The organism is Pseudomonas sp. sp1636 (assembly GCF_030376615.1).
Lineage (GTDB): Bacteria > Pseudomonadota > Gammaproteobacteria > Pseudomonadales > Pseudomonadaceae > Aquipseudomonas.
The window spans coordinates 280,911-307,638 of sequence record NZ_JARRAB010000003.1; the positions used below are offsets into that span (position 1 = coordinate 280,911).

The window sequence follows — 26,728 nt, forward strand, 5'->3', positions numbered from 1 at the left end:
GGAAACCTGGTCATGGCTAGAAAATATTTTGGTACCGACGGTATTCGTGGGCGTGTCGGCGAGTTCCCCATCACTCCGGATTTTATGCTCAAGCTCGGCTGGGCGGCTGGCATGGCATTTCGCAAGCAGGGTAAGTGTCGCATCCTGATCGGTAAGGACACGCGGATTTCCGGCTATATGTTCGAGTCGGCGCTGGAGGCGGGATTGTCTGCGGCGGGTGCCGATGTCCTGTTGTTGGGGCCGATGCCGACACCGGCCATCGCCTACCTGACGCGTACCTTTCATGCCGAGGCGGGTATCGTCATCAGTGCATCGCACAATCCGCACCATGACAACGGCATCAAGTTTTTTTCGGGGCAGGGCACCAAGCTGCCTGACGAGATCGAGCTGATGATCGAGGAGTTGCTCGATACGCCTATGACCGTGGTCGAATCGGGGCGGTTGGGCAAGGTCTCGCGGATCAACGATGCGGCGGGGCGTTATATCGAGTTCTGCAAGAGCAGCGTGCCGACCAGTACCGATTTTGCCGGGCTGAAGATAGTGCTCGATTGCGCCAATGGCGCGGCCTATAAGGTCGCGCCTAGCGTGTTCCGCGAGCTGGGTGCCGAGGTCTCGGTGCTCTCGGCTCAGCCCGACGGGCTGAATATCAATGCCGATTGTGGCTCGACTCACGTCGAAGCTCTGCAGGCCGCGGTGGTGGCGCAGCAGGCCGATCTGGGTATCGCCTTCGATGGCGACGCGGATCGCGTGCTGATGGTTGATCACAGCGGAGCCTTGGTCGATGGCGATGAGCTGTTGTTCATCATTGCGCGTGACCTGCAGGAGCGCGGCAAGCTGCAGGGTGGTGTGGTAGGCACGCTGATGAGCAATCTCGGCCTGGAGCTGGCGCTGGCCGATCTGGATATCCCCTTTGTGCGCGCCAAGGTTGGCGATCGCTATGTGGTTGCCGAGTTGCTGGCGCGCAACTGGCAAATGGGGGGGGAGAACTCGGGGCATTTGGTGTGTTTTCAGCACACCACTACGGGGGATGCGATCATCGCCGCGTTGCAGGTGCTGCTGGCGCTCCGGCGTCGGGGGCAGAGTTTGGCCGAGGCGCGGCAAGGGTTGCGTAAGTGTCCGCAGGTGTTGATCAACGTGCGCTTTGCTGGCGCGCTTGACCCGCTCGAGCACCCGGCGGTGCGGGATGCCAGTGCGCGGGTGACCGAGCAAATGGCGGGCCGTGGCCGCGTGCTGCTGCGCAAGTCCGGTACCGAGCCTTTGCTGCGGGTGATGGTGGAAGGCGACGATGAAGCCAAGGTGCGCGGCTATGCCGATGAATTGGCTAAGATTGTTGCTGAAGTCTGTGTTTGATTAGCTTGCCAGTCCCGGTGCTGTTGGGTAACATCTGCGCCCTCTTTGACCGATGAGGTAAAGCATGCGTCGCCCCTTGGTAGCTGGTAACTGGAAAATGCACGGTACCCGCGCCAGCGTCGCAGAGCTGATCAACGGTTTGCGTCGGCAGGTGTTATCTGCTGGCGTCGAGGTTGCGGTTTTTCCCTCCTGTTTGCATGTCGTTCAGGTTCTGGACGGCTTGGCAGGCGAGGGGATTGAGGTCGGTGCGCAAAATTGTGCGGTCGATCCTGCGCAGGGTGCGTTGACCGGTGAGATTGCCGCCAGTCAGTTGCAGGATGCGGGTTGTGCTCTGGTGTTGGTGGGTCATTCGGAGCGGCGTTTGTTGCTTGATGAAACTGATGCCGAGGTCGGGCGCAAGTTTGCTGCGGCGCAGTTCTGCGGTTTGACCCCGTTGTTGTGTGTGGGTGAGACTCTTGAGCAGCGTGAGGCCGGCCAGACCCTTGAAGTGGTTGGGGCGCAGTTGGCGAGCGTTATCGAGGCGTTGGGCGTCGAGGCCTTTGCCCGGGCGGTGGTTGCCTATGAGCCGGTTTGGGCTATTGGTACGGGCCTGACGGCGTCGCCTGAACAGGCGCAGTATGTGCATGCTGCTATTCGTGCGCAGTTGGCCGCGCAGAATGCTGAAGTGGCGAGTGGTGTGAGAATTCTATATGGCGGCAGTGTGAAGGCCGCCAATGCAGCCGAGTTGTTCGGTATGCCGGATATCGATGGGGGGCTCGTTGGTGGGGCTTCTCTGAATGCGGATGAGTTCGGTGCGATTTGTCGCGCCGCAGGAAGCTGACAAAATGCTGGAAACAGTCGTAGTAGTGTTTCATCTGCTGGGTGCGATCGGTGTTGTTGCGCTGGTTTTGTTGCAGCAGGGCAAGGGCGCGGACGCGGGTGCCTCTTTTGGTTCTGGGGCTTCAGCTACCGTTTTCGGTAGTCAAGGTTCCTCTACCTTTTTGAGTCGTGTTACTGCTATACTCGCCGTCGCTTTTTTCTCTACTAGCTTGGGCTTAGCGTTCTTTGCTAAAGAAAAAGCTGATGCATTGACTCAGGTGGGTTTGCCTGATCCAGTGGTGTTGGAAGTACAGCAGGCCAGCCCTGCCGTTGAAGATGTACCAGTGCTCGAAGAGCAAAAGCCGGCGGTCGAAGCGGTTGAAGTGCCTCAGGCTCCAGAGCAGTAACAAGTAGTACGCAGTACCTGATTTTGCCGAGGTGGTGGAATTGGTAGACACGCTACCTTGAGGTGGTAGTGGCCATAGGCTGTAGGGGTTCGAGTCCCCTCCTCGGTACCAATTTACAAGCAGGCCCGCAATATGCGGGCTTTCTTGTTGCTGAAGCGCTGGTTGACCCTTGCGAGGGTTCGGTCGTATACTTCGGCCCCAGCTTTGACGCGGGGTGGAGCAGTCTGGTAGCTCGTCGGGCTCGTGGCCCGAAGGTCGTTGGTTAATCCAGCCCCCGCAACCGGCAGCAGCGGAGCCCCTTTTCAGGGGCTTTTTGCTAGCTGGGAGACAGGTTTGCCGGCCTTTAGAGGCGGGTTGAAGGGATGGGCGTTTCGCCCATTTTTCATTTGCACAGCATGCGCGAGGGGCTCAGGTGTCGAGCAAGCTAGAACAGTTGCAGGCCTTGGTGGCCCCGGTAGTCGAAGCACTCGGCTATGAATGCTGGGGTATCGAGTTCCTGTCGCAAGGGCGGCATTCTTTGCTGCGAATTTATATCGATCATGCCGATGGTGTTTTCATCGAAGATTGCGAGAAGGTCAGTCGGCAGATCAGTGGTGTTCTCGATGTCGAGGATCCGATCAGTGCGGAGTACACCCTCGAGGTGTCTTCGCCCGGCATGGATCGGCCACTGTTCACATTGGAACAGTTCGCCAGTCATGCCGGCGAGCAGGTGCGAATCAAGCTGCGCTCGCCTTTCGAAGGGCGCCGCAACTTTCAGGGTCTCCTCCGCGGTGTGGAGGAACAGGACGTGGTGGTGCAGGTGGATGACCATGAGTTCCTGTTGCCGATCGATTTGATCGACAAAGCCAATATTATCCCCAGGTTTGATTGAGACGCGGATCCCGCGGATCCAATGGATTGCGAAAGGCGAGGCGTACGATGAGCAAAGAAGTACTGCTGGTTGTTGAGTCGGTGTCCAACGAAAAGGGCGTACCGGCTAGCGTGATATTCGAGGCGTTGGAATTGGCTTTGGCCACTGCCACCAAAAAGCGTTTCGAGGACGAAGTCGAGTTGCGTGTGGCGATCAATCGCCAGACCGGCAACTACGAAACTTTCCGTTGCTGGACGGTGGTCGAAGAGGCTGATTTCGATGACCCCGCGCATCAAGTTACCGTCGATATGCCGCGGGCGGTTGAGGCCGCTGCGAAAGTCGGCGATGTGCTCGAGGAAAAGATCGAGTCCATCGAGTTCGGTCGCATTGCTGCGCAAACCGCGAAGCAAGTCATCGTGCAGAAAGTGCGCGAGGCCGAGCGTGCTCAGGTGGTTGAAGCCTACCGTGAGCGGTTGGGCGAAATCATCTCCGGCACTGTGAAGAAGGTGACTCGCGACAGCGTGATCATCGATCTGGGTAACAATGCCGAGGCGCTGCTGGCGCGCGAAGACATCATTTCGCGTGAGACTTTCCGCGTGGGTGTCCGGGTGCGTGCCTTGCTCAAGGAGATCCGTACCGAGAACCGCGGTCCGCAGTTGATCCTCTCGCGCACCGCGCCGGAAATGCTGATCGAATTGTTCCGCATCGAGGTGCCTGAAATCGCCGAAGAGCTGATCGAGGTCATGGCTGCCGCGCGCGATCCCGGTTCGCGCGCCAAGTTGGCCGTGCGTTCCAAAGACAAGCGTATCGACCCGCAAGGCGCCTGCATCGGCATGCGTGGTTCGCGCGTGCAGGCCGTGTCCGGCGAGTTGGCCGGCGAGCGGGTGGACATCGTGCTGTGGGACGACAACCCCGCGCAGTTTGTAATCAACGCCATGTCGCCGGCCGAAGTCGCCGCAATCATTGTCGATGAGGATGCCCATGCCATGGACATCGCCGTTGGCGAAGACAACCTGGCGCAAGCCATTGGCCGCGGCGGTCAGAACGTTCGTTTGGCCAGTCAACTGACTGGCTGGACGCTCAATGTCATGAGCGAGGCGGACATTCAGGCCAAGCAACAAGCAGAAACCGGCGACATTCTGCAGCGCTTCATCGACGAGCTGGAAGTCGACGAGGAGCTGGCCCAGGTGTTGGTCGAGGAAGGTTTCACCAGCCTGGAAGAAATCGCTTATGTGCCGATGGAGGAGATGCTCAGCATCGATGGTTTCGATGAAGAAATCGTCAGCGAGCTGCGGGCACGGGCCAAGGATCGCCTGTTGACCAGGGCCATCGCCACAGAAGAAAAACTGGCAGACGCCCACCCGGCCGAAGACCTGCTCTCTCTCGAGGGTATGGACAAAGGCTTGGCGCAGGAACTGGCAGTGCGCGGTGTGGTTACCCGCGAAGACCTGGCCGAGCAGTCGATTGACGACCTGCTCGACATCGACGGCATCGACGCAGAGCGTGCCGGCAAGCTGATCATGGCCGCCCGAGCCCATTGGTTCGAGTAAGTTTTACGGCCTGAGGAGAGAAGTGCATGTCGCAAGTCACGGTGAAAGAACTGGCCCAAGTGGTCGACACACCGGTAGAGCGCCTGCTGCAGCAGATGCGTGAGGCGGGTTTGCCGCACAGCAGTGCCGAGCAAGTTGTCACCGATAACGAGAAGCAAGCGTTGCTTGCCCATCTCAAAAGCAGCCACGGCGTGAAGGTTGAAGAGCCGCGCAAGATTACCTTGCAGCGCAAAACGACCAGCACCCTGCGGGTGGCGGGTAGCAAGACCATTAGCGTTGAAGTGCGCAAGAAGAAAACCTTCGTCAAGCGCAGCCCTGAAGAGATCGAAGCCGAGAAGCAGCGTGAGCTGGCTGAGCAGCGTGCGGTCGCAGAGGCGGCGCGGCTGAAGGCGGAAGAAGAAGCCAAGCGTCGCGCTGCGGATGAGGCGCAACGTGCAGTGCCTGCTGCCAAGGCTGATGAGGCCGCTGCAGTCGTCGCCGTTGCACCGGTCGAGTTGCCAGTGGCCGCTGTGGCGGTTGAAGAACGCAAGAAAGACGAGCCGCGCCGTCCCGACAAGCCGCGCAATGAAGATGCCGACCGGCGTGGGGAGCGCAAGACCGCCCAGCATCGGCCGGCGGTCAAGGAGAAGGCTCCGGCGCCCCGTGTGGCGCCGCGCAGCATCGACGAAGAAAGCGACAGTCACCGTCGTGGTGGGCGTGGCAAGGCCAAGCTGAAGAAACGCAATCAGCATGGTTTCCAGAGCCCGACTGGCCCGATTGTGCGTGATGTCGCCATTGGCGAAACCATCACCGTCGGTGAGTTGGCCCAGCAGATGTCGGTTAAAGCGGCTGAAGTCATCAAGTTCATGTTCAAGATGGGCACTCCGGTGACCATCAACCAGGTGCTGGATCAGGAAACTGCCCAGTTGATCGCCGAAGAGCTGGGCCACAAGGTCAAGCTGGTCAGCGATAACGCCCTGGAAGACCAACTGGCCGAGTCGCTCAAGTTCGAAGGCGAGACCTTCGCCCGTGCGCCGGTCGTGACCGTAATGGGCCACGTCGACCACGGTAAGACTTCGCTGCTCGACTACATCCGGCGTGCCAAGGTTGCCGCTGGCGAAGCCGGCGGCATCACTCAGCACATTGGCGCCTACCACGTCGAAACCGACCGCGGCATGGTCACCTTCCTCGATACTCCGGGCCACGCGGCGTTCACCGCGATGCGTGCTCGTGGTGCCCAGGCGACCGATATCGTGATCCTGGTGGTGGCGGCGGACGACGGCGTGATGCCGCAAACCGTTGAAGCCGTTCAGCATGCCAAGGCCGCCGGTGTGCCGCTGGTCGTCGCGGTGAACAAAATCGACAAGCCGGGTGCCGATCTCGATCGCATCAGGAGCGAACTGTCCGTGCACGGGGTGACGTCCGAAGAATGGGGTGGTGATACGCCATTCGTCTCGGTCTCGGCGAAAGTCGGTACCGGCGTCGACGACCTGCTGGAAGCGGTTCTGTTGCAAGCCGAAGTGCTCGAATTGAAAGCCACCCCGTCCGCTCCTGGTCGCGGTGTCGTGGTCGAGTCGCGTCTCGACAAAGGTCGTGGCCCGGTTGCCACCGTGCTGGTTCAGGACGGTACGCTGCGCCAAGGCGACATGATTCTGGTCGGTTCGAACTACGGCCGTATTCGCGCCATGCTCGATGAAAACGGCAAGCCGATCAAGGAAGCTGGCCCGTCGATTCCGGTCGAGATCCTCGGCCTGGACGGCACCCCGGAAGCGGGTGACGAGATGAGCGTGCTGACTGACGAGAAGAAGGCCCGGGAAGTGGCCATGTTCCGTCAAGGCAAGTTCCGCGAAGTCAAGCTGGCCCGTGCGCACGCCGGCAAGCTGGAAAACATCTTCGAGAACATGGGCCAGGAAGAGAAGAAGACGCTGAATATCGTCCTCAAATCCGACGTCCGTGGTTCCCTGGAAGCGCTGCAGGGCTCGCTCGGCGGTTTGGGTAACGATGAAGTGCAGGTGCGGGTGGTCGGTGGCGGCGTCGGTGGTATCACCGAATCCGATGCCAACCTGGCGCTGGCCTCCAACGCGGTACTGTTCGGCTTCAACGTGCGGGCCGATGCCGGCGCGCGCAAGATCGTCGAGCAGGAAGGTCTGGATATGCGTTACTACAACGTGATCTACGACATCATCGAAGACGTCAAGAAAGCCCTGACCGGCATGCTCGGCAGCGACGTTCGCGAGAACATCCTGGGCATTGCCGAAGTGCGTGACGTGTTCCGTTCGCCGAAGTTCGGCGCGGTCGCCGGTTGTATGGTGGTCGAAGGCGTTGTACACCGTAACCGTCCGATTCGCGTCCTGCGCGAAGACGTGGTGATCTTCGAAGGCGAGCTGGAATCCCTGCGCCGCTTCAAGGACGATATGTCCGAGGTGCGTGCCGGCATGGAATGCGGTATCGGCGTGAAGAGTTACAACGACGTTAAGGTCGGCGACAAGATCGAAGTGTTCGAGAAAGTCCAAGTGGCTCGCAGCCTGTAAGGCGCGAGTTGCAACATGCAACGCCCGGCCCTGCTTTTGCTCGGCCGGGCGTTTGCCGCTTTTAGGTCCGATGCTTTTCAAGGCATCGTGGCGAGTGGAAGGTAGTAGAAATGGCCAAAGAATATAGCCGTGCCCAGCGTATCGGCGACCAGATGCAGCGTGAACTGGCGCAGCTGATTCGCCTGGAAATCAAAGACCCACGATTAGGCGGGCTGGTGACCATTACCGCGGTGGAAGTCAGTCGCGATGCGAGTCACGCGAAGGTCTTCGTCACCGTGATGGGCGCTGAGCCAGTGGAAGGCGTCGATGGCGTGGCGCAAAGCGTCAAGGTACTCAACGATGCCAGCGGTTTCCTGCGCATGCAGCTGGGTAAGGCAATGAAGTTGCGCAGCGTGCCTAACTTGCGTTTCCACTACGACGAAAGCGTGGTGCGTGGGGCGCAGTTGTCGGCGTTGATCGAGCGGGCCGTCAGTGAAGACGCTGCGCACGGCGACGAAAAAACCGAGGCCAAGGAGTAAGCACGTGGCTCAGGTGAAACGTATTCGTCGTCCGGTCGATGGCATTATCCTGCTGGATAAGCCGCGCGGCTTCAGTTCCAACGCGGCGTTGCAAAAAGTGCGTTGGTTGCTCAATGCCGAAAAGGCCGGTCACACCGGCAGTCTCGATCCCTTGGCCACCGGCGTGTTGCCGCTGTGCTTCGGCGAGGCGACCAAGTTCTCGCAGTATTTGCTGGATGCCGACAAGGGTTATGAAACCCTGATGCAACTGGGGGTCACCACCACCACCGCCGATGCCGAAGGCGAAGTGCTGGAGCGTCGCCCGGTGACCGTTGGTCGTGCCGATATCGAAGCCTTGTTGCCGCGTTTTCGCGGTGAAATCAGCCAGATACCGCCGATGTACTCGGCGCTCAAGCGCGATGGCCAGCCGTTGTACAAGCTCGCCCGGGCCGGCGAGGTGGTGGAGCGCGAGCCGCGTTCTGTTACTATTGCGCGCTTGGAATTATTGAGCTGCGAGGCGGAGCAGGCGCGCCTGGCGGTGGATTGCACGAAAGGCACCTATATCCGCACCCTGGTCGAAGACATCGGCCAACTGCTCGGTTGCGGTGCCCATGTCGCAGAGCTGCGGCGAACCAAGGCGGGCCCCTTCGGGCTGGCTCAGACGGTCAGCCTGGAAGCGCTGGAGCAGGCCCATGCCGAGGGTGGCCATGAGGCTGTCGATCAGTTTCTGCTGGCGGTGGACAGTGGCCTGCAGCATTGGCCGTTGTTGCAGTTCTCCGAGCACAGTTCGTTCTACTGGCTGCAAGGGCAGCCGGTACGCGCGCCGGAGGCGCCGAAATTCGGCATGGTGCGGGTACAGGATCACAATGGTCGCTTCATCGGTATCGGTGAAGTGAGCGAAGACGGGCGCATTGCGCCGCGTCGCTTGATTCGGTCGGCATGACCGAAGCGGAAGGTTGAGGACTCAGGTTTTCGGCATTCCGTATCGAGGGTGGCTGTTAATAGGCACGGTCATACCTCACTTAAAAACACGGGAAGCGATTCCCGGCCTATTGCAACTGTTGCGGCAGTTGCCTAACTGAGAGGACGCCCACATGGCACTCAGCGTTGAAGAAAAAGCCCAGATCGTTAACGACTACAAGCAAGCTGAAGGCGACACCGGTAGCCCGGAAGTGCAAGTTGCACTGCTGTCCGCCAACATCAACAAGCTGCAAGGCCACTTCAAGGCCAACGGTAAAGACCACCACTCGCGTCGTGGCCTGATCCGTATGGTTAACCAGCGTCGCAAGTTGCTGGATTACCTGAAGGGTAAGGACACCAGTCGTTACAGCGCCCTGATCGGTCGCCTGGGTCTGCGTCGCTAAGCAATGCTTACGCGTAGCTGACTGCCGAAGCTGGAAGTGGGGTGTAGCCCTGCTTCCAGCTTTTGCGTTTCAGTCGGGCGCGTTCGGACAGCGCCGGGTTCGACTCCCGTTACTGCCCACCGATTCTGCAATACACCGCTTTCCCCAAAGGCAATAGAGAAGGAAAACACCGTGAACCCGGTAATCAAGAAATTCCAGTTCGGTCAATCGACCGTTACCCTCGAGACTGGCCGTATCGCCCGTCAAGCCTCCGGCGCAGTGCTGGTCACCGTTGACGACGATGTCAGCGTATTGGTGACCGTGGTCGGCGCCAAGACTGCCGACCCGAGCAAGGGCTTTTTCCCGCTGTCCGTGCACTACCAGGAAAAAACCTACGCCGCCGGTAAGATCCCGGGTGGCTTCTTCAAGCGTGAAGGCCGTCCGAGCGAGAAAGAGACCCTGACCTCGCGCCTGATCGACCGGCCGATCCGTCCGCTGTTCCCGGAAGGCTTCATGAACGAAGTGCAGGTTGTCTGCACCGTGGTTTCGACCAGCAAGAAAACCGATCCGGACGTCGCCGCGATGATCGGCACCTCGGCCGCCCTGGCGATCTCCGGCATTCCGTTCGACGGCCCGATCGGGGCTGCGCGCGTGGCGTTCCACGAGAGCACCGGCTACCTGCTCAACCCAACCTATGAGCAGCAGAAAGCATCCAGCCTGGACATGGTGGTTGCCGGTACCGAAGACGCCGTGCTGATGGTCGAATCCGAAGCCAAAGAGTTGACCGAAGACCAGATGCTGGGCGCTGTACTGTTCGCCCACGATGAGTTCCAGGCGGTGATCAAAGCCGTCAAGGAACTGGCCGCCGAAGCCGCCAAGCCGACTTGGGATTGGCAGGCCAAGCCGGAAAACACCGCATTGCTGGCGACCATTCGCAGCGAGTTCGGTGCGGAGATTTCCAAGGCTTACACCATCAACGTCAAGCTGGATCGCTACAAGCGCTTGGGCGAGCTGCGCGAGCAAATCGTCGCCAAACTGTCCGGCGAAGAAGGCCAGCCGACTGCCGCTGAAGTGAAGGAAGCCTTCGGTGAAGTCGAATACCGCACCGTGCGCGAGAACATCGTCAACGGTCTGCCGCGTATCGACGGGCGCGACACTCGTACCGTGCGTCCGCTGAACATCGAGGCCGGCGTACTGCCGAAGACTCACGGTTCGGCCCTGTTTACCCGCGGCGAAACCCAGGCCCTGGTGGTTGCCACCCTCGGTACCGCGCGCGACGCGCAGCTGCTCGACACCCTCGAAGGCGAGCGCAAAGACCCCTTCATGCTGCACTACAACTTCCCGCCGTTCTCGGTCGGCGAGTGTGGCCGCATGGGCGGTGCTGGCCGTCGCGAAATCGGTCACGGCCGTCTGGCTCGCCGCAGCATCTCGGCGATGCTGCCGAGCGCCGATGAATTCCCGTACACCATTCGTGTGGTCTCGGAAATCACCGAATCCAACGGTTCCAGCTCCATGGCTTCGGTCTGCGGTGCTTCCCTGGCGCTGATGGACGCCGGTGTGCCGATGAAGGCGCCGGTGGCCGGCATCGCCATGGGCCTGGTTAAAGACGGCGAGAAGTTTGCCGTACTGACCGACATCCTCGGCGACGAAGATCACCTGGGCGACATGGACTTCAAGGTAGCCGGTACCGCCAAGGGTGTGACCGCGCTGCAGATGGACATCAAGATCAAAGGCATCACCGAAGAAATCATGGAAATCGCCCTGGGCCAAGCCCTGGAAGCGCGCCTGAATATCCTCGGCCAGATGAACCAGGTTCTCGCCCAGTCGCGTACCGAACTGTCGGCCAATGCGCCGACCATGATCGCGATGAAGATCGACACCGACAAGATCCGCGACGTGATCGGCAAGGGTGGCGCCACCATCCGCGCCATCTGCGAAGAGACCAAGGCTTCGATCGACATCGAGGACGACGGCACCATCAAGATCTTCGGCGAAACCAAGGAAGCGGCAGAGGCGGCGCGTCAGCGCGTGCTGGGCATCACCGCCGAGGCCGAGATCGGCAAGATCTACGTCGGTAAGGTCGAGCGCATCGTCGACTTCGGCGCCTTCGTCAACATCCTGCCGGGCAAGGACGGTCTGGTGCACATCTCGATGCTCAGCGATCAGCGCGTCGAGAAGGTCACCGACATTCTCAAAGAAGGCCAGGAAGTGAAGGTACTGGTACTGGACGTGGACAATCGCGGCCGTATCAAGCTGTCGATCAAAGACGTGGCAGCGGCTGAAGCTTCGGGCGTTTAATCGCCAGCACGCTTCAGGTTAAAAAAGAGGATCCCTTGCGGGATCCTTTTTTTTTAAAAGGCGTAACGGACTGTTTGCGGTTGATTGTGTTTATTAAATAGAATTCGTTCTCAAAATTATCGGGCGCATTGGGCGTTCGAGTCATGGTCGCGCCGAGCCCCGTCGATGGTTAAGAAAGCCCTGTTTCAATTGCACTGGTTATTCGGCATCAGTGCCGGCCTGGTATTGGCGCTGATGGGCGTAACCGGCGCCTTGTATGCCTTCGAGGGCGAGATCATGGCGGCGCTCAACCCACAGGTCTTGCGGGTCGAGGTGCGTGAGTCCGGTGTGCTGGGGCCGGCCGAGCTGGTCAGCAAGATCCAGGCGGCAGAGGGCAAGACGGTTTCCGGACTGTGGGTGGATACCCGTGGCGACACTGCCGCGCGGGTGTTCTTCGCCCCGGCGGCGGGCCAGCGACGCGGCCCCATGCGCTACTTCGACCCCTACAGCGGCGAGCTGTTGGCCCGGCCCAGCGGGCAGGGTTTCTTCGAGCTGATGCTGCGCCTGCATCGCTTTCTCGCCCTGGGCGACTACGGCAAGCAAGTCACTGCCGTCTGCACCCTGGCGCTGATCTTCTTCTGCCTCTCCGGCTTGTATCTACGTTGGCCGCGCCGGGCCTTGAGCTGGCGCGTCTGGCTGAGCCTGGACTGGGCCAAGCGCGGCCGTGCCTTCAACTGGGATCTGCATGCGGTGGTCGGTACCTGGTGCCTGCTGTTCTACCTGAGCGCCGCGCTGACCGGTTTGTATTGGTCCTACGACTGGTATCGCGCAGGGCTGACCGGCCTGCTCAGCAGTGAACCGGCCAACCAGTCGCACGGGCGGCATGGGCCGCCGCTCGCCGCCGAGGCGCCAGCCGAGGTCAATTACCCGGCGTTATGGCGCGGCCTGCAAGGCGCCGCCGGGCCGCAACTGAGTGCCTATAGCCTGCGTCTGCCGCTGGCTGCCGGCCAGCCGGCGACGGTGCTCTACCTGCTGCACGACGCCCCGCACGAGCGCGCGTTCAACCAGTTGAGCCTCGATCCGCAGAGCGGCGTGCCGGGCCGCCACCGGCGTTACCGCGAGCAGGCGTTCGGCGACCAGTTGCTGAGCAGCATTTACGCGTTGCATGTCGGCAGCTACTTCGGCCTGCCCGGACGCATCCTGATGTTGCTGGCCAGCGCCGCCATGCCGTTGTTCGCCGTCACCGGCTGGCTGTTGTATCTCGATCGTCGGCGCAGGAAGCGTGCGGTACTGGCCGCGCGCGGCGACTTGCCGTCGGCGGCGCCGAGTGAAACCAGCTGGTTGATCGGCTTCGCCAGCCAGAGTGGCTTCGCCGAGCAGCTGGCCTGGATAACCGCCGGGCAACTGCAAGCCGTTGGCTGCTCGGTCAATGTGCAGCCGCTGGCCAGGCTGGATGAGCAGGCGCTGGCTCAGGCGCGGCGTGCCTTGTTCGTGGTCAGCACCTTCGGCGACGGTGAGGCGCCGGACAGCGCCCGTGGCTTCGAGCGCAAACTGTTCGCTCAGGTCTTGAGTCTGCCGCACTTGCGCTACGCCATGCTCGCCCTCGGCGATCGCCAGTACGCACAGTTCTGCGGCTTTGCCGAGCGCATGCATGGCTGGTTGGCGCGCCAGGGGGCGCACAGTCTGTTCGCTCCGGTGCAGGTGGACGCTGGCGACGCGGCTGCGCTGGCCGACTGGCAGCGTCAGCTCGGCGAGTTGACCGGTGCGCAGCCATTCGGCCATACCGCACGGCCCTACGGCCTGTTCACGCTGACCCGGCGCGAGCTGCTCAACCCCGGCAGTCAGGGTGCGCCGACCTATCTGCTGGGGCTGCACGCCGAGCGGCCGCTCGACTGGTGCGCCGGCGATATCCTCGAGCTGTTGCCACGCCAGGGCGAGGCCCAGGTGCAGGCCTGGTTGCAGGCCCACGGGCTGGACGGCAGTCAGGCCGTCAGCCTCGACGGGGTGCGTCAGCCGTTACAGCAGGCGCTCGGCGGCAAGCAGCTGCCGGACAATTTCCCGCACCTGGTCGGCCTGCATGCCCAGGCGTTGTGCGAGGCGTTGCTGCCGTTGGCGCCGCGTGAATACTCGATTGCTTCCTTGCCCAGCGACGGGGTCTTGGAGCTGATCGTGCGCCAGCAGCGGCATGCCGATGGCTCGCTCGGAGTGGGCTCCGGTTGGTTGAGCGAATACGCGCCGCTGCATGGCCAGCTGTTGGCGCGGCTGCGGCCTAACCGCGCTTTCCATGCGCCGCTCGATGCGCGGCCAGTGATCCTGATCGGTAACGGCACCGGTTTGGCCGGCCTGCGCAGCCTGCTCAAGGCGCGCATCGTCGCCGGCCAGCGGCGCAACTGGCTGCTGTTCGGCGAGCGCAATGCGGCCCATGACTTCTATTGCCGCGACGAGTTGCAGGGCTGGCTGGCCAGCGGCGAGTTGGCCCGCCTCGATCTGGCCTTCTCCCGCGATCAGGCGGGCAAAGTCTACGTGCAGGATTGCCTGCGCCAATCCGCCGACCTGCTGCGCGACTGGCTGGCCGACGGCGCTACTGTTTATGTGTGTGGCAGCCTGGAGGGCATGGCGGCCGGGGTCGATAGTGCGCTGCATGAATTGCTCGGCGAGGAGGGCGTCACTGCGCTTATCGATGCGGGGCGTTATCGTCGGGATGTCTATTGAGCGTCGGCGGGCTTCCCGTCGCGCTGATGCGGCTCTAAGCTTGTGCCCATGAACAGACGAATCCTGCTGAATTGCGACATGGGCGAGAGCTTCGGCGCCTGGAACATGGGCGACGATGCTCTGGCCATGCCGCTGGTCGATCAGGCCAACCTGGCCTGCGGCTTTCACGCCGCCGATCCGCTGACCATGCAGCGCACCGTCGCCTTGGCGGTGCAGCATGGGGTGAGCATCGGCGCGCACCCGGCCTACCCCGACCTGGTCGGCTTCGGCCGTCGGCATCTGGCCTGCACGCCGGAGGAGGTCACCGCCCAGGTGCTCTATCAGATCGGCGCGCTGGATGCCTTCTGCCGCGCCGCCGGCACCCAGTTGGCCTACGTCAAACCCCATGGCGCGCTGTATAACGACCTGGTGCGCGACGATGCCCTGCTCGCCGCGGTGCTGGATGCCTGCGCCAGCTACCGCAAGGGCATGCCACTGATGGTGCTGGCGCTGCTGGACAACCGCCGCGAGCTGGAATTTGCCGACGCCGCCGACGTGCCGCTGATCTTCGAGGCCTTCGCCGACCGCGCCTACCTGGCCGACGGTCAGTTGGCGCCGCGGCGGCTGGCCAATGCGCTGCACCGCGATCCGCAGCGGATTCTCGATCAGGCCTTGGCCATCGCCCAGGGCGAAGCCTTTGCCGATATCGACGGCAAGCCGCTGCAACTCTGTGCCGACAGCCTCTGCGTGCATGGCGACAACGCCGAGTCGCTGGCCGTGCTGCGGCGCTTGCGGGCGCTGCTGGACGCCACCTGATGCGCCTCGAACCGGCCGGCGCCGAAGCGCTGTTGCTGGTGCTGGCCGAGCAGCCAGACGCGCAGTTGCCGTTGCGCATCGCGCTGCTGGCCGAGCGCATCCGCGCCGAACTGGGGCCGCTGCTGCGTGATCTGGTGCCGAGCTGGACCAGCCTGCTGCTGCACTACGACCTGAGCCGCACCGATCACCTGCAACTGGCCGCGCGCCTGAGCCCATTACTGCCGCGCTGGCTCGCCGAGCCCTTGCCGGTAGACGCCGGACGCCTGCACGAGATCCCGATCTGGTATGCCGGCGCCGATCTGGCCGAAGTGGCGCGGCAGTGCCGGCTGAGCGTCGAGCAGGTGATCGAGCTGCACAGCGCCAGCGAGTACCGCGTCGGCGCCATCGGTTTCGCCCCGGGCTTCGCCTACCTGGGCGAGTTGCACCAACGCCTGGCCTTGCCGCGGCGCGCCACCCCGCGTACCCGGGTGCCGGCCGGCAGCCTGGCCATCGCCGAACGGCAGACCGCGATCTACCCGCAGGCTTCGCCCGGCGGCTGGCACCTGCTCGGCCTGTGCCCCTGGCGCTTGTTCGATGCCCGGCGCGAGCCGCCCTGTCCGCTGGCACTGGGTGACCGGGTGCGTTTCGTGGCGGTCGACGAACCGCGCTTTCGTGCCGAGGGCGGGCCGTTATGAGCGGCTTGCGGGTACTCAAGCCGGGGCCGCTGAGCCTGCTGCAGGATGGCGGTCGGCACGGCTGGCAGCACCTCGGCGTGTCGCCGGCCGGGCCGCTGGATCTGCACGCGGCGGCCTGGGCCAATCGCCTGCTGGGCAATCCCTGGGGCACGCCGTTGCTGGAGATCGCCCTGGGTTATCTCGAGCTGGAGAGCGAACTGGATACCTGGCTGGCGCTGACCGGTGCGCAGGTCGCGGCGACGCTCGACGGCGCGCCGCTGCCACCCTGGTCGTGCTTCCCGGTCAGGGCCGGGCAGCGTCTCCAGCTGGGCTACGCCCGCAGTGGTCAGCGTGTCTATCTGGCGGTGGCCGGCGGCTTTGCTGCGCCGCCGCTGCTGGGCAGCGTCAGCACCCAATTGCGCGAAGGCCTGGGCGGATTCGATGGATTGGGTCGGCCGTTGCGCGCCGGCGATCTGCTGCCCTGCCTGGCGGCCAGCTTGGCGCGCGGGGCCAGCGTGCCCTGGGCGTACCAACCGGACTACCGGGCCGCCGCCCAATTGCGGGTGATCATTGGCGGCGCTGCGCCGAACTTCGAACCGGCTCAACTGCAGGCATTCTTCACCCAGCGCTGGCAGCTCAGCCCGCAGTCCGACCGCATGGGCGCGCGCCTGCTCGGCGCGGCGCTATGCGCGCCGACGCGGCAGTGGTCGCAAGGCGTCGGCCGCGGCGCGATCCAGCTGCCGCCCGACGGCCAGCCGATCATCCTCCAGGCCGATCACCAGACCATGGGCGGCTACCCCGTCCTCGGCTGGCTGCACCCGCTGGATCAGGCCCGCCTGGCCCAGTGCCCGCCGCACCACGAGCTGCGCTTCAGCCCGGTCGAGATTGGCGAGGCCCAGGCCGAACTGCGCGAGTTTTATCGGTTTTTCGGTCGTTAACCATTGATCGTCTCCGCGTGATGGCAAGCCACCTGCCGTGCATCGAGCAGGCGCAGCTGCGGTTGCTCCACGCTGCAGCGCTCGCTGGCATAGGGGCAGCGCTGGTGAAAGGCGCAGCCGCTGGGGGGCGCCAGCGGGTTGGGCAGTTCGCCGACGATCTTGATCTTCGGCTTGCTCGGATCCGGGTGAATGCTTGGCGTGGCGGAGAGCAGGGCCTGGGTGTAGGGGTGCAGCGGGCGGCTGTAGATCAGGCTCTTGGCGCCTATCTCGACCGGGCGGCCGAGGTACATCACCAGCACGTCGTCGGCGACATGGCGCACCACCGAGAGGTTGTGCGAGATGAATACATAGGCGGTGTTGAATTCTTCCTGCAGATCCATGAACAGGTTGAGCACCTGGGCCTGGATCGACACGTCCAGCGCCGAGGTCGGCTCGTCCGCCACCAACACCTTGGGGTTGAGCATCATCGCCCGAGCCAGGGCCACGCGCTGGCGCTGGCCGCCGGAAAACATGTGCGGGTAGCGCTGGTAATGCTCGGGGCGCAGGCCGACCTGCTGCATCATCGCCTGCACCTTTTCCCGACGCTCGGCGCGCGACAGTTGGGTGTTGATCAGCAATGGTTCGGCCAGCTGGTCGCCGATCTTCTGCCGCGGATTGAGCGAGGCGTAGGGGTTCTGAAACACCATCTGCACGTCGCGGCGCAGTTGCTTGCGTTGCGCCTTGTTGGCGCCGCTGACTTCCTGGCCGGCGATCTGCAGCGAGCCGGAGCTGGGCTCCTCGATCAGGGTCAGGGCGCGCGCCAGGGTGGACTTGCCGCAGCCGGACTCGCCGACCACGGCCAGAGTCTTGCCGGCCTGCAGTTCGAAGGACACGCCGTTGAGTGCCTGCACCCTGGCGTGGCCCTCGAACAGGCCACGGGATACGGTGTAGTGACGGGTCAGCTCGCGAGCGCTGAGCACGCTGGTGTGGCTCGGTACGGCAGGCATCACGCGATCTCCTGATTGAGCGGATAGAAGCAACGCACCGCGCCGCGTGGATGATCGTCCAGGCCTGGCCGCTGCGCATGGCAGTTGTCCCGGGCATAGGGGCAGCGCGGGGCGAGCAGGCAACCCTGGGGGCGGTCGAAGCGCCCGGGCACGATGCCGGGCAGGGTGTTCAGACGTCGGGCGCCCAGGCTGTGTTCGGGAATCGCCGCGAGCAGGGCTTCGCTATAGGGGTGCGCCGGGGCGTCGAACAGCCCCGGCACGCTGCCGACTTCCACGGCCTGGCCGGCATACATGACGCAGACGCGCTGGGCGGTCTCGGCAACCACGGCGAGGTCGTGGGTGATCAGCACCAGGCCCATGTTCTGCTCGCGTTGCAGGTCGAGCAGCAACGCCATGATCTGCGCCTGGATGGTCACGTCGAGGGCGGTGGTCGGTTCGTCGGCGATCAGCAGCTTGGGCTCGGCGGCCATCGCCATGGCGATGGCCACGCGCTGGCTCATGCCGCCGGAGAGCTGATGCGGGTAAGCCTCGAGGCGGCTGGCGGCGGCAGGGATTTCGACTTTCTCCAGCAGTTCGAGGGCGCGCTGGCGCGCCGCCTTGCCCTTGAGGCCCAGATGCTGGCGGAGTACCTCCTCGATCTGGAAACCCACGGTGTAGCTGGGATTGAGGGCGGTCATCGGATCCTGGAAGATCATCGCCAGATCCTTGCCGACGATGCGCCGGCGCTGACGGCCCTTGAGCTTGAGCATGTCGGTGCCGTCGAATTGCAGGCTGTCGGCGTGGACGATGCCGGGGGCGTCGATCAGGCCCATCAGCGCCATCATGGTCACCGATTTACCCGAGCCGGATTCGCCGACGATGGCCAGCACCTCACCCTTGTCGACGCTGAGGTCGAGGCCATCGACCACCGGCACGGCGTTGGCATCGCCGAAGCGCACGCTGAGGTTCTTGATGTTGAGCAGGCTCATGGTCGGCCCTCCGTACCGTAGTCCGGATGCAATCCGGGGGTGGCCGTCAGATTTTTCCCGGATTGCATCCAGGCTACTTCGATAGTCATTCGGGCATCCTCACACGGCATTCTTGAGTTTCGGGTCGAGCGCATCGCGCAGGCCGTCGCCCATCAGGTTGATCGCCAGCACGCTGAGCAGGATGGTCAGGCCGGGCAGGCTGACCACCCACCAGGCGCGCTCGATGTAGTCGCGCGCCGAGGCCAGCATGGTGCCCCACTCCGGGGTCGGCGGTTGTACGCCGAGGCCGAGGAAGCCCAGCGCCGCGGCATCGAGAATCGCCGAGGAGAAGCTCAGGGTGGCCTGCACGATCAACGGTGCCATGCAGTTGGGCAGCACGCTGACGAACATCAGGCGCGGCAGGCTGGCGCCGGCCAGGCGCGCGGCAGTGACGTAGTCGCGGTTCAGTTCGCCCAGCACCGCGGCGCGGGTCAGGCGCACGTAGGACGGGAGCGAGACGATGGCGATGGCGAAGATGGTGTTGATCAGCCCCGGGCCGAGGATGGCGACGATGGCCACCGCCAGCAGCAGCGAGGGCAGGGCCAGCATGATGTCCATCAGGCGCATGATCGTGGGGCCGAGCAGGCGCGGGAAAAAGCCGGCAATCAGGCCCATGAGGATGCCGGGAAGCAGCGACAGCAGCACCGAGGCCAGGCCGATCAGCAACGACAGCCGCGCACCATGGATCAAGCGCGAGAGCAGGTCGCGGCCCAGTTCGTCGGTGCCCAGCAGGAACTGCAACTGGCCGCCTTCCAGCCAGGCCGGCGGGGTCAGCATGAAGTCGCGGAATTGTTCGCTGGGATCGAACGGCGCCAGCCAGGGCGCGAACAGCGCGCAGAGCACCAGCAGAACCATGAACAGCAAGCCGGCGAGCGCGCCCTTGTTATGGGCGAAGGCCTGCCAGAATTCCTTCAGTGGCGAGGGGTAGAGCAGCGATGTATCCAGATTACTTACTGTTTCAGCTGTCATAGCGGGCTCCGTAGAACCTGTTCATGGCCTCGCGAGCTAGCGCGAGACAAGGAAAAAATGGCTGAGAAAGCGCAGTTTGCTTTTGCAAATGAGCATTTATCAGACGTTTTTGACGCGGTATCGCCGACGCGCAGCAGGTCATGGACAGGTTCTTAGCGTTGATGGCGGATGCGGGGGTTGGCCAGGCCATAGAGGATGTCCACGACGAAGTTGACCAGAATCACCAGGCAGGCGATCAGCAGGATGCCGTTCTGCACCACCGGGTAGTCGCGCGCGCCGATCGACTCGATCAGCCACTTGCCGATGCCCGGCCAGGAGAAGATGGTTTCGGTCAGTACCGCGCCAGCGAGCAGGGCGCCGACCTGCAGGCCGAATACCGTGAGCACCGGGATCAGCGCGTTGCGCAGGCCATGCACGAACACCACCCGGGCCGGCGACAGACCCTTGGCGCGGGCGGTGCGTATGTAGTCCTCGCGCAACACTTCGAGCATCGCCGAGCGGGTCATGCGCGCAATCACCGCCAGCGGGATGGTGCCGAGCACGATGGCCGGCAGGATCAGGTGGTGCAGGGCATCGACGAAGGCGCCTTCCTCCTCCGACAGCAGCGTGTCGATCAGCATGAAGCCCGTCACCGGCTCGATGTCGTAGAGCAGGTCGATGCGCCCGGACACCGGGGTCCAGCCCAGGCCGACGGAGAAGAACATGATCAGCAGCAGACCCCACCAGAAGATCGGCATGGAATAGCCCGCCAGGGAAATACCCATCACCCCGTGGTCGAACAGCGAACCGCGCTTGAGCGCGGCCACGACCCCGGCGACCAGCCCCAGGCTGCCGGCGAACAGCAGGGCGGCCACGGCCAGTTCGACGGTCGCCGGGAACAGGGTGAGGAACTCGCTCCACACGCTTTCGCGGGTGCGTAGCGATTCGCCGAGGTCGCCCCGAGCCAGTTGGCCGATGTAGTCGAGGTACTGGGCGTACAGTGGCTTGTTCAGGCCCAGGCGCTCCATGGCTTCGGCGTGCATGACCGGGTCGACCCGGCGCTCGCCCATCATCACTTCCACCGGGTCGCCGGGGATCATGCGAATCAGCGCGAAGGTCAGCAAGGTGACGCCGAAGAAGGTGGGAATCAGCAATCCCAGACGTCTGGCAATAAAGTACAGCATGCGCGTCAGAGCTCCAGTGGGGGTGGGCCTGCGTCAGGCTGCATGGCCCGACACTGTTGTTGGGTGGTGCGAGGGATGGCGAGCCGGTCGGTCGCCCGGGGCCAGATGAGTGCAGGCATCCGTACGCTCCGCGAAGTCTTGGCTACGGCCAAGCGGCGACCGGAGAGGCCGCCGTTGCCCGCTTGCCGAGCGGGTGCGCTCGGCAACGTCTTGGCGCAGGGTTACTCGACGCTGACGCCGTAGAAGGCGTTGAGCGCGAAGGGGCTGATCTTGAAGTCCTGCACGTTCTTGCGCATCGGTTGATAGACGGTGGAGTGGGCGATCGGAGTGATCGGCACTTCACGCTTGAGAATCACCTGGGCCTGTTGGTACAACGCGGTGCGCTCGGCCACGTCGGAGGTGCGCTTGGCCGCCTTGATCAACTTGTCGTAGTCCTCGAAGCACCACTTGGAGAAGTTGTTGCCGTCCACTGCATCGCAGCCGTACAGGGTGCCCAGCCAGTTGTCCGGGTCGCCGTTATCGCCGCTCCAGCCGATCAGCATGGCGTCGTGTTCGCCGGCCTTGGTGCGCTTGAGGTACTCGCCCCATTCGTAGGTGACGATCTTCACCTTGAGGCCGATCTTGGCCCAATCGCTTTGCAGCATCTCGGCCATCAGTTTGGCGTTGGGGTTGTAGGGGCGCTGCACCGGCATGGCCCACAGGGTGATCTCGGTGCCTTCCTGGACGCCGGCAGCCTGGAGCAGCTGCTTGGCTTTCTGCGGATCGTAGGCGGCGTCCTTGATGCTGTCGTTATACGACCACTGGGTCGGCGGCATGCCGTTGACCGCCAGTTGGCCGGCGCTCTGGTACACCGCGTCGATGATCGCCTGCTTGTTTACCGCCATGTCCAGAGCCTGGCGCACGGCGAGCTGGTCGAATGGCGGGTGCTTCACGTTGTAGGCGATATAGCCATCATTGAAGCCCGGCTGCGACGGCATCTGGATGTTCGGATCCTGTTGCAGCGCCTCGAGGTCGGCCGGGCGCGGGAACAGGGTGACATGGCATTCGCCGGCCCTGAGCTTCTGCATGCGCACCGAGGCGTCGGTGTTGATGGCGAAGATCAGGTTGTCGATCTTGACCTCATCCGGGTTCCAGTAATCCTTATTGCCCTTGAAGCGGATCTGCGAATCCTTCTGGTAGCGGTTGAACACGAAGGGGCCGGTGCCGATCGGCTTCTGGTTGATCTCGGCGGCCTTGCCGGCCTCGAGCAACTGCCCGGCGTACTCGGCCGAGTGGATCGAGGCGAAGCTCATCGCCAGGTTCTGGATAAAGGCGGCGTCCACCTGGTTGAGGGTGAACTTGACGGTTAGCTCGTCGAGCTTCTCGATCTGGGCGATATTGGCGTCCATGCCCATGTCGGTGAAGTAGGGGAATTCGGTCGGGTAGGCCTTGCGGAACGGATGCTCCTTGTCGAGCATGCGCTGGAAGGTGAACAGCACGTCGTCGGCGTTGAAGGTGCGACTCGGTTTGAAGTAGCCGGTGCTGTGGAACTTCACCCCGGGCCGCAGGTGGAAGGTGTAGCTCAGGCCATCGGCGGCGATGTCCCACTTTTGCGCGAGGCCGGGGATGACCGCGGTGCCGCCGCGCTCGAACTGGGTCAGGCGGTTGAACACGGTTTCCGCGGAGGCATCGAAGTCGGTGCCGGTGGTATACAGCCCCGGGTCGAAGCCCGCCGGACTGCCCTCGGAACAGAACACCAGGTTGCTCGCGGCCTGGGCGAGCGGGGTGCTGGCAATCAATCCAGCAACGACAAAAGCCTGGATGAAGGCGTTTTTACGCATAGTGACCTCATTGATTGTTGTGGTTGTTCGCGTGAGGGGACTCTTGTGGAGACCTTGGCTGAAGCTATGCATGGCATGAGCCGCAGGCAAGAGGCAGAACGCATTGAGCGTAGCAACTGTGGGCGAGTTGTACGTAGTTGTCGCATTTAAGCAATTGCGTGGCGAAAAAATGCCAAGACGCCGCTATCTTCCGATAACGGCGCTGCATGCGCTCAGGGCATCTGCACTTCGATCACGCCGTCGGCGTTGATCGTCACCTGGCTGGTGCCGGCTTCGATTTCCGGCGTCACCGCGGCCTCCATCATCGCCGCGCCTTTCATCGCGTGCATGCGCATCGGCATCGGCGGTGCAAAGCCGCCGCTGTTCAGGCTCAGGCTGACCAGTTTGTAGCCGCTGCCGCCCAGCGCGTCGGTGGCCAGTTGGGCGCGGGCCTTGAACGCCGCGACGGCATCCTTGAGCAGGGCGTCCTCATGGGTTTTGCGGGTGGCGTTGGCGATGCTGAAGTCCATGCCGCCCATCTTCAGATCCTTGAGCAGTTCGCCGGTCAGCTGCGACAGGCTGGCGAAGTCCGCGCTTTCCAGGCGCAGTTCGGCGCGTTCGCGCCAGGCGCTGATCTGCGGGCCTTTCTCGCCCCCCTGGTTTTCAGAATAAACCGGGTAGCTGTGGCGGCTGCCCATGGCCACGCTGACGCCCTTGACCTTGCGTGCCTGGGCAATGCTGGCGTTGAGGGTTGTGCTGATCTGCGCGGCCAGTGCGGCGGGGTCGCTGTCTTGCGCTTCGCTATAGAGGGTGACGTGCATCAGGTCGTGGGCGATTTCCTGATTGACCTCGGCACGCAGGGCAATCTGGTTGTAGCGAGTCTCTTCGGCGTGTGCCGCAAGGCTGAGCAGGGCAACGGCGCTGAGGGTGAGAGCACTGGCGAGGCGGGACAATGGCTGCATAACGATTCCTTGTGAGCGAGGTGGGTGAAGTATTGCTGAGGGTAGACGAAGCACTGCGACTATTCGGGTTAATTCCGCTTCCTGCTGCGTTCGGTGTTGCGCTACCACGCCGAGTGGCACAGCGGCTGCGGCGCGTTGCCGCAGCTGGTCAGCTGAAGCCTTGGTTATACTCCTCGGGCTCGGCACACGAGCCCTTTTTGGAGAGTCCATGCTCGCACCCGTACAGTTGTTGTCGGCCAGTCGGCAAAATCTCTGGCGCCTGACCCTGATCCGTATTCTGGTTCTGGTCGCTCAGGCCGGCGCGGTGGGCCTGGCCTTCAAGTCGGGCTTGCTGCCGCTGCCCTGGCAGCAGCTGAGCATCACTTTGACGGTCTCGCTGGCGTTGTGCCTGTTGACCGCCTTGCGGCTGCGTGGGCCGTGGCCGGTCACCGAGCTGGAATATGCGGTGCAGCTGGGTTGCGATCTGATCATTCATGGCGTGCTGCTGTATTACTCGGGCGGCTCGACCAACCCGTTCGTCTCCTATTTCCTCGTGCCGCTGACCATCGCCGCGGCGACCTTGCCCTGGCTGTTCACCATCACCTTGGCGGGCCTGGCACTGGCCGGCTACACCCTGCTGCTGGTGTGGGCGAGCCCGCTGGACTTGCCGCCAGGCCCTCGCGAAAGCCTGTTGAGCTACGGTATGTGGCTGAGTTTCGCCCTGGCCGCGGGGCTGATTACCTTCTTCGTCGCCAAGATGGCCGAGGAGCTGCGCGATCAGGAAGAACTGCGCGCCGAGCGCCGCGAGGAAGGCCTGCGCGACCAGCAGTTGCTGGCGGTCGCCACCCAGGCCGCCGGGGCGGCTCATGAATTGGGTACGCCGCTGGCGACCATGAGCGTATTGATCAAGGAATTGCGCCTCGAACATCAGGATCCGCTATTGCAGGAAGACCTGGCGGTGCTGCAGGAGCAGGTCAGGCTGTGCAAGCAGACCCTGCAACAACTGGTGCGTGCGGCCGAGGCGGATCGGCGTCAGACGGTGATCGAGCAATCCTGTGTCGAATGGCTGGAAACCGCCCTCAAGCGCTGGCACCTGATGCGCCCCGAAGCCAGCTACCGTTACCAGTGCCTGGGGCTGGGCACGCCGCCGCGGCTCATGCCGCCAGCGGATCTGACCCAGGCGCTGCTCAACCTGCTGAACAACGCCGCCGACGCCTGCCCGGACAAGTTGGACATTCGTCTCGACTGGGATCACCAATGGCTGCGCCTGAGCATTCGCGATTTTGGCGCCGGGGTGCCGCTGGCCATTGCCGAACAGCTCGGTCGGCCGTTTTTCACCACCAAGGGTAAGGGCTTCGGGCTGGGTTTATTCCTCAGCCAGGCCAGCGTCACCCGTGCCGGCGGCACGGTAAAGCTGTATAACCACGAAGAGGGCGGCACGCTCACCGAGCTCAAGTTGCCGCGCGCCTATGGCAGAGCCTGAGGAAGCATTGAGTATGAACGACGAAGTCCTGTTCGAAGGCGAAGAACAGCCCCATCTGCTGCTGGTCGACGATGATCCGACCTTTACCCGGGTGATGGCGCGGGCCATGAGTCGTCGCGGCCTGCGCGTCTCGACGGCCTGTTCCGCCGAAGAGGGTCTGGCCCTGGCCGAGCAGGATCTGCCGGATTACGCGGTGCTCGACTTGAAGATGGAAGGCGATTCCGGTCTGGTGTTGTTGCCCAAGTTGCTGGAACTGGATGCGGAGATGCGCGTGGTGATCCTCACCGGTTATTCGAGCATCGCCACCGCGGTGGAGGCGATCAAGCGCGGCGCCTGCAACTATCTGTGCAAGCCGGCCGATGCCGACGATGTGCTGGCCGCGCTGCTGACCCAGCATGCGGATCTGGATACCCTGGTGCCGGAAAACCCGATGTCGGTGGATCGCCTGCAGTGGGAGCATATCCAGCGGGTATTGGCCGAACACGAAGGCAATATCTCCGCCACCGCCCGCGCCCTGGGCATGCACCGGCGCACCCTGCAACGCAAGTTGCAGAAGCGTCCGGTAAAGCGCTGAGCGGCGGCTAATCTGCTACGGCCGCCGCCAGACGCTCGCGCTAGGTTTGGGCGCGGCCTCGCGACGGCAGCCGATACTTTCCCCGCCCCTGAGATATAGCCGGATTCGATCCGAAGCACTGTCGCCCCGCGCCTGTTGTTATGATTAGCCCCCTAAGTAATCCTCCTGCCCAGGGGCTGCCATGCTCGCTGTCGTCCAGCAAACCTTCGCCATCACCGCGCCGGTCTTCTCGATGCTGTTCCTCGGGGTGGGGCTCAAGCGTCTGGGCTGGATCGACGACGCCTTTATCGACACCGCGTCGTCGCTGGTGTTTCGCGGCACCCTGCCGGCGCTGCTGTTTCTCGGCATCGTCAAGGCGGATCTGAGCACGGCCTTGCAGCCGGCGCTGCTCGGCTACTTTGTACTGGCGACCCTGGTGTGTTTCCTGCTCGCCTGGGGTTGGGCCATCTGGCGCTGGCCGCAGGTGGATCGCGGGATCTACACCCAGGGTGCGTTTCGCGGCAACAATGGCATCGTCGGCCTGGCACTGGCCACCAGCCTGTACGGCGATTACGGCTTGTCGGTCGGCGCGGTGCTGGGCGGGGTGGTGATCCTTTGCTACAACACGCTGTCGGCCATAGTGCTGGCGATTTACAGCCCGAACGTCAAATCCGACCCCTGGATCATCTGTAAAAGCATCTTCAGCAACCCACTGATCATCGGGGTGCTGGTGGCCATGCCGATCGCCTATTGGCGGCTGCCATTGCCGGACTGGTTGATGGTTTCGGCCGGGTACTTCGCGCAGATGACCCTGCCGCTGGCGTTGATCTGCATCGGTGGCACCCTGAGTCTGGCCTCGTTACGCGAGAGCAGCGGCATTGCCATCAGTTCGAGCCTGATGAAAATGGTCTGGCTGCCCTTGCTGGCCACGCTGGGCGCCTGGCTATGGGGCTTTCGCCAGGCCGACCTGGCGATCCTGTTTCTCTATTTCGCCAGTCCCACGGCCGCCGCCAGTTTCGTCATGGCGCGAGCGGTGAGTGGCAATCATCAGCTGGCGGCGGCGATCATCGTGATCACCACCCTGGCCGCGGTGGTGACCATCAACCTCGGTTTGCTGCTGTTGCAATGGGCCGGCTGGATCTGACGG

23 protein-coding genes and 2 tRNA genes are annotated in these 26,728 nt (G+C 63.2%); 19 read left to right on the forward strand and 6 right to left on the reverse strand.

The window, feature by feature from the left end; genetic code table 11:
* Positions 1–12 precede the first annotated feature (12 nt).
* The 16 genes from glmM (at position 13) to P8H27_RS04890 (ending at position 16,680) form a co-directional block, all read left to right on the forward strand.
* Positions 13–1,350: a phosphoglucosamine mutase gene (gene glmM, locus P8H27_RS04815; protein ID WP_289635511.1), complete on the forward strand. Its 1,338-nt coding sequence runs from the start codon at positions 13–15 to the stop codon at positions 1,348–1,350.
* 64 nt (positions 1,351–1,414) lie between these two features.
* Complete coding sequence (gene tpiA / locus P8H27_RS04820) at positions 1,415–2,170, forward strand: triose-phosphate isomerase (RefSeq protein ID WP_289635512.1); 756 nt, start codon at positions 1,415–1,417, stop codon at positions 2,168–2,170.
* Positions 2,171–2,174: 4 nt separating this feature from the next.
* Complete coding sequence (secG, locus tag P8H27_RS04825; protein WP_289635513.1) at positions 2,175–2,555, forward strand: preprotein translocase subunit SecG; 381 nt, start codon at positions 2,175–2,177, stop codon at positions 2,553–2,555.
* A 25-nt stretch (positions 2,556–2,580) separates the two neighbouring features.
* Positions 2,581–2,666, forward strand: a tRNA-Leu gene (locus P8H27_RS04830).
* Positions 2,667–2,763: 97 nt separating this feature from the next.
* A tRNA-Thr gene (locus P8H27_RS04835) sits at positions 2,764–2,835 on the forward strand.
* 132 nt (positions 2,836–2,967) lie between these two features.
* Positions 2,968–3,426 carry a ribosome maturation factor RimP gene (rimP, locus tag P8H27_RS04840; protein WP_289635514.1) on the forward strand — a complete coding sequence of 153 codons (459 nt, stop codon included), beginning with the start codon at positions 2,968–2,970 and terminating at the stop codon, positions 3,424–3,426.
* A gap of 47 nt (positions 3,427–3,473) precedes the next feature.
* Complete coding sequence (gene nusA, locus P8H27_RS04845; RefSeq protein ID WP_289635515.1) at positions 3,474–4,955, forward strand: transcription termination factor NusA; 1,482 nt, start codon at positions 3,474–3,476, stop codon at positions 4,953–4,955.
* Between the two features lie 26 nt (positions 4,956–4,981).
* A complete protein-coding gene (gene infB / locus P8H27_RS04850) occupies positions 4,982–7,465 on the forward strand; it encodes a translation initiation factor IF-2 (protein ID WP_289635516.1) in 2,484 nt (827 codons plus the stop codon).
* Positions 7,466–7,575: 110 nt separating this feature from the next.
* On the forward strand, positions 7,576–7,983 hold the full coding sequence (gene rbfA / locus P8H27_RS04855) for a 30S ribosome-binding factor RbfA (RefSeq protein ID WP_289635517.1): 408 nt from the start codon (positions 7,576–7,578) through the stop codon (positions 7,981–7,983).
* Between the two features lie 4 nt (positions 7,984–7,987).
* Positions 7,988–8,905: a tRNA pseudouridine(55) synthase TruB gene (gene truB, locus P8H27_RS04860; RefSeq protein WP_289635518.1), complete on the forward strand. Its 918-nt coding sequence runs from the start codon at positions 7,988–7,990 to the stop codon at positions 8,903–8,905.
* Between the two features lie 151 nt (positions 8,906–9,056).
* Positions 9,057–9,326, forward strand: a complete 270-nt coding sequence (rpsO, locus tag P8H27_RS04865; protein ID WP_042554902.1) for a 30S ribosomal protein S15 — start codon at positions 9,057–9,059, stop codon at positions 9,324–9,326.
* Positions 9,327–9,497: 171 nt separating this feature from the next.
* Positions 9,498–11,603, forward strand: coding sequence for a polyribonucleotide nucleotidyltransferase (pnp, locus tag P8H27_RS04870; protein ID WP_289635519.1), 2,106 nt, complete (start codon positions 9,498–9,500; stop codon positions 11,601–11,603).
* 165 nt (positions 11,604–11,768) lie between these two features.
* A complete protein-coding gene (locus tag P8H27_RS04875) occupies positions 11,769–14,294 on the forward strand; it encodes a PepSY domain-containing protein (RefSeq protein WP_289635521.1) in 2,526 nt (841 codons plus the stop codon).
* Positions 14,295–14,342: 48 nt separating this feature from the next.
* Positions 14,343–15,089 (forward strand): 5-oxoprolinase subunit PxpA, encoded by a 747-nt coding sequence (locus P8H27_RS04880; protein ID WP_289635522.1) that lies wholly within the window; start codon positions 14,343–14,345, stop codon positions 15,087–15,089.
* Positions 15,086–15,763, forward strand: a complete 678-nt coding sequence (pxpB, locus tag P8H27_RS04885) for a 5-oxoprolinase subunit PxpB (RefSeq protein ID WP_289635602.1) — start codon at positions 15,086–15,088, stop codon at positions 15,761–15,763. Before P8H27_RS04880 ends, pxpB begins: the two co-directional genes overlap by 4 nt.
* A complete protein-coding gene (locus P8H27_RS04890; RefSeq protein WP_289635523.1) occupies positions 15,760–16,680 on the forward strand; it encodes a biotin-dependent carboxyltransferase family protein in 921 nt (306 codons plus the stop codon). The genes pxpB and P8H27_RS04890 overlap by 4 nt, the downstream gene beginning before the upstream one ends.
* On the opposite strand, the gene P8H27_RS04895 is transcribed toward P8H27_RS04890, so the two are convergent.
* The 6 genes from P8H27_RS04895 to P8H27_RS04920 form a co-directional block, all read right to left on the reverse strand.
* Positions 16,677–17,666 (reverse strand): peptide ABC transporter ATP-binding protein, encoded by a 990-nt coding sequence (locus tag P8H27_RS04895; RefSeq protein WP_289635525.1) that lies wholly within the window; start codon positions 17,664–17,666, stop codon positions 16,677–16,679. The genes P8H27_RS04890 and P8H27_RS04895 overlap by 4 nt on opposite strands.
* Complete coding sequence (locus tag P8H27_RS04900; protein ID WP_289635526.1) at positions 17,666–18,634, reverse strand: ABC transporter ATP-binding protein; 969 nt, start codon at positions 18,632–18,634, stop codon at positions 17,666–17,668. The genes P8H27_RS04895 and P8H27_RS04900 overlap by 1 nt, the downstream gene beginning before the upstream one ends.
* A 99-nt stretch (positions 18,635–18,733) precedes the next feature.
* Positions 18,734–19,642 (reverse strand): ABC transporter permease subunit, encoded by a 909-nt coding sequence (locus P8H27_RS04905; RefSeq protein ID WP_289635527.1) that lies wholly within the window; start codon positions 19,640–19,642, stop codon positions 18,734–18,736.
* 152 nt (positions 19,643–19,794) lie between these two features.
* Positions 19,795–20,805, reverse strand: coding sequence for an ABC transporter permease subunit (locus tag P8H27_RS04910; protein ID WP_289635528.1), 1,011 nt, complete (start codon positions 20,803–20,805; stop codon positions 19,795–19,797).
* A 221-nt stretch (positions 20,806–21,026) separates the two neighbouring features.
* A complete protein-coding gene (locus P8H27_RS04915) occupies positions 21,027–22,625 on the reverse strand; it encodes an ABC transporter substrate-binding protein (RefSeq protein WP_289635529.1) in 1,599 nt (532 codons plus the stop codon).
* A gap of 212 nt (positions 22,626–22,837) precedes the next feature.
* Positions 22,838–23,566, reverse strand: coding sequence for an SIMPL domain-containing protein (locus P8H27_RS04920; RefSeq protein ID WP_289635530.1), 729 nt, complete (start codon positions 23,564–23,566; stop codon positions 22,838–22,840).
* A gap of 208 nt (positions 23,567–23,774) precedes the next feature.
* Between P8H27_RS04920 and P8H27_RS04925 the strand changes: the two genes are divergently transcribed.
* The 3 genes from P8H27_RS04925 to P8H27_RS04935 all read left to right on the forward strand — a co-directional run bounded on the left by P8H27_RS04925 (position 23,775) and on the right by P8H27_RS04935 (position 26,725).
* Entirely contained in the window at positions 23,775–25,028 is a 1,254-nt protein-coding gene (locus P8H27_RS04925) for an ATP-binding protein (protein ID WP_289635531.1), read from the forward strand.
* Positions 25,029–25,041: 13 nt separating this feature from the next.
* Positions 25,042–25,602, forward strand: coding sequence for a response regulator transcription factor (locus P8H27_RS04930; RefSeq protein WP_289635533.1), 561 nt, complete (start codon positions 25,042–25,044; stop codon positions 25,600–25,602).
* 181 nt (positions 25,603–25,783) lie between these two features.
* Positions 25,784–26,725, forward strand: a complete 942-nt coding sequence (locus P8H27_RS04935) for an AEC family transporter (protein WP_289635534.1) — start codon at positions 25,784–25,786, stop codon at positions 26,723–26,725.
* Positions 26,726–26,728: the final 3 nt, after the last annotated feature.

Coding starts and splice junctions, on each gene's coding strand:
- glmM (WP_289635511.1), top strand. CDS start 13: ATGGCTAGAAAATATTTTGGTACCGACGGTATTCGTGGGCGTGTCGGC.
- tpiA (WP_289635512.1), top strand. CDS start 1,415: ATGCGTCGCCCCTTGGTAGCTGGTAACTGGAAAATGCACGGTACCCGC.
- secG (WP_289635513.1), top strand. CDS start 2,175: ATGCTGGAAACAGTCGTAGTAGTGTTTCATCTGCTGGGTGCGATCGGT.
- nusA (WP_289635515.1), top strand. CDS start 3,474: ATGAGCAAAGAAGTACTGCTGGTTGTTGAGTCGGTGTCCAACGAAAAG.
- infB (WP_289635516.1), top strand. CDS start 4,982: ATGTCGCAAGTCACGGTGAAAGAACTGGCCCAAGTGGTCGACACACCG.
- rbfA (WP_289635517.1), top strand. CDS start 7,576: ATGGCCAAAGAATATAGCCGTGCCCAGCGTATCGGCGACCAGATGCAG.
- rpsO (WP_042554902.1), top strand. CDS start 9,057: ATGGCACTCAGCGTTGAAGAAAAAGCCCAGATCGTTAACGACTACAAG.
- P8H27_RS04875 (WP_289635521.1), top strand. CDS start 11,769: ATGGTTAAGAAAGCCCTGTTTCAATTGCACTGGTTATTCGGCATCAGT.
- P8H27_RS04880 (WP_289635522.1), top strand. CDS start 14,343: ATGAACAGACGAATCCTGCTGAATTGCGACATGGGCGAGAGCTTCGGC.
- P8H27_RS04890 (WP_289635523.1), top strand. CDS start 15,760: ATGAGCGGCTTGCGGGTACTCAAGCCGGGGCCGCTGAGCCTGCTGCAG.
- P8H27_RS04895 (WP_289635525.1), bottom strand. CDS start 17,666: ATGCCTGCCGTACCGAGCCACACCAGCGTGCTCAGCGCTCGCGAGCTG.
- P8H27_RS04900 (WP_289635526.1), bottom strand. CDS start 18,634: ATGAGCCTGCTCAACATCAAGAACCTCAGCGTGCGCTTCGGCGATGCC.
- P8H27_RS04905 (WP_289635527.1), bottom strand. CDS start 19,642: ATGACAGCTGAAACAGTAAGTAATCTGGATACATCGCTGCTCTACCCC.
- P8H27_RS04910 (WP_289635528.1), bottom strand. CDS start 20,805: ATGCTGTACTTTATTGCCAGACGTCTGGGATTGCTGATTCCCACCTTC.
- P8H27_RS04915 (WP_289635529.1), bottom strand. CDS start 22,625: ATGCGTAAAAACGCCTTCATCCAGGCTTTTGTCGTTGCTGGATTGATT.
- P8H27_RS04920 (WP_289635530.1), bottom strand. CDS start 23,566: ATGCAGCCATTGTCCCGCCTCGCCAGTGCTCTCACCCTCAGCGCCGTT.
- P8H27_RS04925 (WP_289635531.1), top strand. CDS start 23,775: ATGCTCGCACCCGTACAGTTGTTGTCGGCCAGTCGGCAAAATCTCTGG.
- P8H27_RS04930 (WP_289635533.1), top strand. CDS start 25,042: ATGAACGACGAAGTCCTGTTCGAAGGCGAAGAACAGCCCCATCTGCTG.
- P8H27_RS04935 (WP_289635534.1), top strand. CDS start 25,784: ATGCTCGCTGTCGTCCAGCAAACCTTCGCCATCACCGCGCCGGTCTTC.